This window comes from Zavarzinia sp. (assembly GCF_041650655.1).
Lineage (GTDB): Bacteria > Pseudomonadota > Alphaproteobacteria > Zavarziniales > Zavarziniaceae > Zavarzinia.
Genome location: NZ_JBAZKR010000165.1, coordinates 1 through 5,818, shown reverse-complemented (window position 1 = coordinate 5,818; position 5,818 = coordinate 1). Strand labels below are relative to the sequence as shown.

Below are 5,818 nucleotides of genomic sequence, written 5' to 3'. Positions count from 1 at the left end.
GGACGGCGTGCGCCGGGTGTTCCACGACATTCCAGAAATCATCGAGCGACCACGCGCGGACGGCGCCGGTATCGAGTTCGTCGCGCCAGGCTTCAAGCCTAGCGCGATAGTCCTCGATCCAGTCGTCGCGCTGGCGCAGCTCGCTGAGCGCGAGGTTATAGAGCAGCGCGGCGCCGTGCATCACATGGGAGAAGACTTCCCCATGCTGGACGAGGCGGCGCGCGGCGGATGGAAACGCCGACAGATGAGGATGTGTCCAAATATAGTCGCAGTCCGCGTCGATGCCTTCGCGCGCCAGCATCGTGAGCAGTGCGGTGGGCTGGCTGGCGATCAGGCGGTCGATGAGGAATTGCGCCTCGTCGGTGGTCAGGCGGAAGACGGCGCTCTCAAGTAGATCGCCGGGCATCTGGGGCAAGGCCGGATTCCAGACGGCGGGCGTCTGGGTGTCGGCCAGAGCGTCTTCGCCGCTGGATGCGCCGCGAGACCGGCCACGGCCCCGCAACGCGACGAACAGACTGTCGAGCGAGCCCGGAAAGACCCGGATGCCCCACGCGCCCAGGCCAGCCCAATAGACGGAACTCGGCAACCGCTGGAGCCGTGGTCCTGCATCCCGGCCGATGATGCCGTTGGACTCACCGCCGGCTTTCAGGGCGTCGGCAAGTCGGATTTCGGTGTCGCGCGCCTCGGTGCGGAGCTGCGCTTCAGGGACTTCGCGCTTTTCCAGCGCCCGATAGAGCCAGGGAATGAACAGCATGTATCGCAGGCGCGTCTGGATCGTGCTCGTGCCCGGAAAGAGATGATCGGCGATGGAATCCCGGATCGCCCCCAGCCCCAGCTCGTCGCGGGTCTCGCGCTCCTGAAAGAGCGCCATGATGCGCTGCGCGCGCTGCCGCTCGGCTTCATCGAAATCGATCCAGGCAAGAGACGACATGGGTTCAGGCCGCCTCGCTTTCGGTCGGCTTCGTCGGCAGGACGGGAATGACGGCGCCGGAGGTCATCAGCACGATCAGTCCGCGCTCTGCGCCGGTCATGTCGAGATAGGCCCGCACCTGCGCGCGATAGTGATCGAGCGTTCCCGGCGCCGGCGCCACATCGCTTTTCCAATCCACGACGACGGCGGGGCGGCCCTCGGCCGTCAGGGTCAGGGCATCGGCGATCCCGGCTGTTGCGGTTTCCACGCCATCGGCCGCCTGCGCGGCATAGACGGGAAATTCGGCCAGAAGACCCGGCCGCAGGGCCGCGATGTCAGGCAGAGCCAGGGTCCGGGCCACACAGGCCGACAGTTCCTGCGCCGACAGCTCCGTCGCAGGGTCGGCGACCGGGGACTGGCCGAGGGCGCGGATGAGGTGGCCAGCCCGTTCGGTCAGGGCGGCTTCTGTTTCTGGGATTTCGCCGGTCAGCACCTCTTCCATGAGCTTGTGGAGGATCAGCCCGCGCTCGCGGCCACCCTGCACGAGGACGGCTGCTTCCAGCTCGGGGGGCTGATCGTCGGCCGATCCCGTCCAGAGCGCGGCTTCTTCTTCCCGCAGCACGGTCCCGGCGGCGTTTTCGTCACGGCTGGGCGCGAGCCAGGTCAACCGCGTCTGCGCGGCCGCGATGGCTTCGGCTTCGGCGGCGAAGCTCGCGCGCGTCTGGGTGTTGCCCGCGCCGGCATCTGCGGCCGCGAGACCGGCAGGCAGGTGAGAGACGTCCAGGCCGGGCAGGTTGGCGAGCGACAGATCGACGAGACCGATCCAGGCCGATTTCGACGGCGTGGCGTCGAGCCGGGGCAAGACGAGGAGTTCGCGGGCGCGGGTGGCCGCGACATACCAGAGCCGGATGCGTTCGCGGTCCAGCTCCTCCTTTTCCGCCTGGCGCGCGGTTTCGTAGCCCTCGGGCACGACGCCCAGGACCGGACAATAGAAGGTCTCGGTCTGGCGGTCGATCACGGCGCTGTCGGGCGCCATGACGCCGGTCATGGTGTTGACCGGAATGACGATCGGCCATTCCAGCCCCTTGGCCGCGTGCATGGTGAAGAGCGCGACCGCTTCCTCCTGGGCGTCGGGCCGTCCCTCGACGGCGCGGGCCTCGTCGGACCACGCCGCTGTCATCGCCTCGGCGAAGGCGCGCAAACCGCGCACGGCGTAGCCGGTCGACAGGCTGAGATAGAGATCGACATTGGCGAGCGCGCGCTCGGCCTGGCCGCGATGGCGCTCGAGGAGGAGCGGACGGACGCGCAACACGTCCACGGCCTGCGAGAGCAGCTCGTGCGGGGTCGTGCTGTTGCCGCGCCGGGAGAGCGATTGCAGCCGCTCGATGACTTCGCGCGCGAGCGGGTGCGCGATGACGGCGGGATCGATGCTGAGATCCAGGCGCGGAATCCGATCCGGCTGTTCCTCCGAGCGCGGAAGTCCCCAGATGATGTCCAGCAGGTTTTCTTCGGTGAGGCCAACCAGAGGCCCGCGCAGCAGCGCGCCGAGCGCCAGGGTGTCGCGGCGGTCGGCCAGAACGCGGGTCAGCGCGATCAGATCCTGCACCTCCTGGCGGCGGAACAGACCCTTGCCGGCTTGGGTCGCGACAGGGATGCCGCGGCGTTCCAGGGCTTCCTCATAGCGCCACAGCTCCGCGCCGGTTGGCGCCAGCAAGGCGATGTCGCCCGGCTGGCAGGGGCGCTCGGCGCCGCTGCGACGGTCGATGATGGGGTGGCTTTCGATCAGCCGGGCGCACAACTCGGCGATGGCGTCGGCTTCGGCGTCGCGCTGCTGTTCGGCGCTGGCCTTGCCGTTTTCGTCGGCCACGGCGATGTCGAGAGCCGCCACGCACAGGCCGCTCCGATCGTCATGAAACGGGTCGAGAGCGGTAAAGCCCGGCTGGCCGTCGGTCGAGAGCACGGCCTCGAAGCGCTCGTTGACGAAGGTGAGGATCGAGGCGCAGGAGCGGAAGTTGGTGGAGATCGACAGAAGGTTGCCGGGGTCTTGGGCGCGGAAGGCGTCGCGCGCCTGCACATAGGCGCCGACATCGGCGCCCCGGAAGCGATAGATCGCCTGCTTCGGGTCGCCGACCAGGAAGAGCGCGCCCGGCCGGATTTGGAACCGGGTCCAGTCGTCATCCCCATCGACCGGCTCGCCACACAGCCGCCAGAAGATTTCGGTTTGCAGGGGATCGGTGTCCTGAAACTCGTCGACGAGGACATGGGCGAAACGCTGTCCCAGCGCCTGGCGCACGGCGTCGTGGTCGCGCAGCAAGTCGCGCGCGGCGAAAATCAGATCGTCGAAATCGAGCTGGGCGCTGGCGCGCTTGTGGTCGCGATAGCGTTGCAGGATCGGACGCGCTTCGTCGATCAGCGCGGCCAGGGCATGGCCGGCGACGGCCTGCGCCAACGCGACCCAAGCGTCGCAACAGGCGGTGTAGTGGGTCTCGGCGGCGTCGTTCAGCCGGTCGCCATCGGCCTTGGAGAGACCGGCCTGTTTGGCCGTGGCGGCCCATTTGCCCTTCTTGCGGTAGGAGGCGAAGGCGCCGGTCTTGGTGCAAAGATCCGGGTGGGGCCGCGCGGTCAGGAGCCGAACGAGGCCCGCGGGCGTCGCGGGATCGGGACCGTTCGCCACGGCGGTCGCCATTTCGGCCAGCCGCTCGACGATCGTCACCGTTTCGGGCTCGGCCGCCGCCGTGCCATCCATGAAGTTCGCGAAATCCGCCGTGGCCTGCCGGAACGCCGTGAGGTGGCCGCCAAGTGGAGACACGGGCGGGGCCGTGAGCGTGGGGCGACGGCGCAGATTCTCGGCGATCTTATGGATGAGCGCCACGGTCTCGCCGGGGCTGTGCAGCACCAGCTCGGCCAGGATACCGCCCTGACCGCCGGACAGGCGTTCGCGCAGCCAGCCATCGACAATTTCGAGGAAGGTGAGGTCGGCCTGGTTGCGATCCATGACGCCGGCGCCGGGATCGATGTCGGCCTCCGCCGGATAGGGCTTGATCAGGCGCTGGCAGAAGCCGTGGATGGTCGAGCAGGTGATTTCGTCGATCGCGGCGCTGGCGGCGGCGAGATTGTCGCGATGGGCTTGGGACAGCCCATCGGGCAGCGCCACGCGCAGCTCGGTCGCGATCGTGTCGGCCGAGAGATCGGCGACGAACTCGCGGACACGCGACAGCAGCTCGCTCGCGGCGAGTTCGGTGAAGGTGACGGCGGCGATGGAGCGCGGCGCGACGCCTTCGGCCAGCATGGCGGCGATGCGGCCGGCCATGACGGCGGTCTTGCCTGAGCCCGCGCCGGCCTCGACCAGGATGGAGCGATCATGGAGGCTGATCGCATTGCGGCGGGCGCCGTCGTCCTTCAGCACCTTGGACACGCTGCTCATCATTCCGCCTCCCAGACCTGAGCGACTTCGCCAAGCCGCTCCGTGGCGGCCGGCATTTTGCGTTTGCAATAAGTGGCGCTGGCGTTGGCCGGCAGGGCGAAGGCGAGGTCGTCATAGTCGCCGCCGGTATCCGGGCCAGGAAGGGCCGCGCCTCCGGCGAGGCTCGACCGTGCTGCGCGCAGATAGCCCGTGATCTCTGCCAGTACGGCCTCGGGATCGTCGAGCTGGAGATCGACGGGCTCGCGCGGGTAGAGCAGCGAGGCGCTGATGGCGACATCGTCGCCGAGGAGCGCCTTCACCGCGAAGGCATAGAGACAGCGCTGAAGCTCGCGTCCGCCGTTGAGGCGGATCTCGCCGCGCGGCGGCCGTCCGGTCTTGTAGTCCCGCACGAGGGCGCGCTTGCCGTCGCCCGAGATGTCGAGCCGGTCGATATAGCCGGCGATGTTGAAGCCCGTGTCGGGAATCGTGACCGGCGCGCTCGCATCCCAGGGCGCCTCCGCGTCGGATTTCGGCTCCGAGCCGCCGAAGGGCACCTCTCCGTAGGAGCGTGCGCCCGGCAGGACTTCATCACCATAGGACAAGGCGCGGCCCGCCATAACGCGGGCGTCGTCGAGCGTGCGGCTCCAGATGACGACCGGCGGAACCGGACGCTCGCTTTCCCAATCGCCGGCGACGGCTTGCGCGGCCCGCGCCACCGCGGCCTCGATGGTCTCGGCGTCGGCGGAGGCAAGACCGTCTCCGGTTTCGAGGTCGCGCAAGGCGCGGTCGAGAACCAAATGAACGAGATCGCCGATCCCGAGCGCGTCGAGCACGAGCGGTTCGGCGCTGCTCTGCGGTTCACGCCATCCGAAGGCATAGACCCAAACGAAACTCAGCGGATTGCGCAGCAGGCGGCGCAGCGAGCTGGCCGACTGGGTGCGGCCGAGGATGGCGAGAACGAGCGGATGATCCGCCCGCACGAGCCCGTCATGGGGAGTGATCTCGGCCTGCCGCCAGTCGCGCCAGCAGCCCTGCGCGCCGACCGCTTGCGGATCGGCGGCGAACTCCTGGGGCCGGGCCATGAGGCGGTCTGTTTCGCTGAAGGCGTGCGCCGGCGTCGCGTTGCGGCGCAGATAGGTTTCGTCGCCACGCCCGGCGAGCAGAGGGCTGCGACCCAGGAGACGCCCGTCGCTGTCGCGCCGGGCGCGCGACAGAACGACGGTATCGGCCGTCGTGGCGAGGATCGTCTCGAAATCGCGTCGGTCGGCGAGATTGACCGGCAGTGGATCGAGCACCGGGGTCGGGATGATATGGTCCGGGATCAGGCGGTCCTCGGCGATCCCGCGCGGCCAGCGCGAGGAATTGAGGCCGAGGAGCCGCACGAAGCGGCGGGGCGACGCGGCGAGCGCGCTGGCGGGCATCCAGGCGACGCATACGCACGCTTCCAGCCCGTCGTCCTGCTTCAGGAGTTCCAGCGTCGCGTCGATCGAGGCGGCGGGGCCGGC

3 protein-coding genes are annotated in these 5,818 nt (G+C 69.0%); all 3 read right to left on the bottom strand.

Going from position 1 to position 5,818, the window contains the following annotated elements; genetic code table 11:
* A partial coding sequence (locus WC493_RS21280) for a DUF6361 family protein (RefSeq protein WP_373068309.1) occupies positions 1 to 931 on the bottom strand: 931 nt, incomplete at its 3' end.
* 4 nt (positions 932 to 935) lie between these two features.
* Positions 936 to 4,337, bottom strand: coding sequence for a UvrD-helicase domain-containing protein (locus WC493_RS21275; protein WP_373068307.1), 3,402 nt, complete (start codon positions 4,335 to 4,337; stop codon positions 936 to 938).
* Positions 4,334 to 5,818 (bottom strand): PD-(D/E)XK nuclease family protein (locus WC493_RS21270; protein ID WP_373068305.1); only part of this gene is annotated, 1,485 nt, incomplete at its 5' end. The genes WC493_RS21270 and WC493_RS21275, both read right to left, overlap by 4 nt.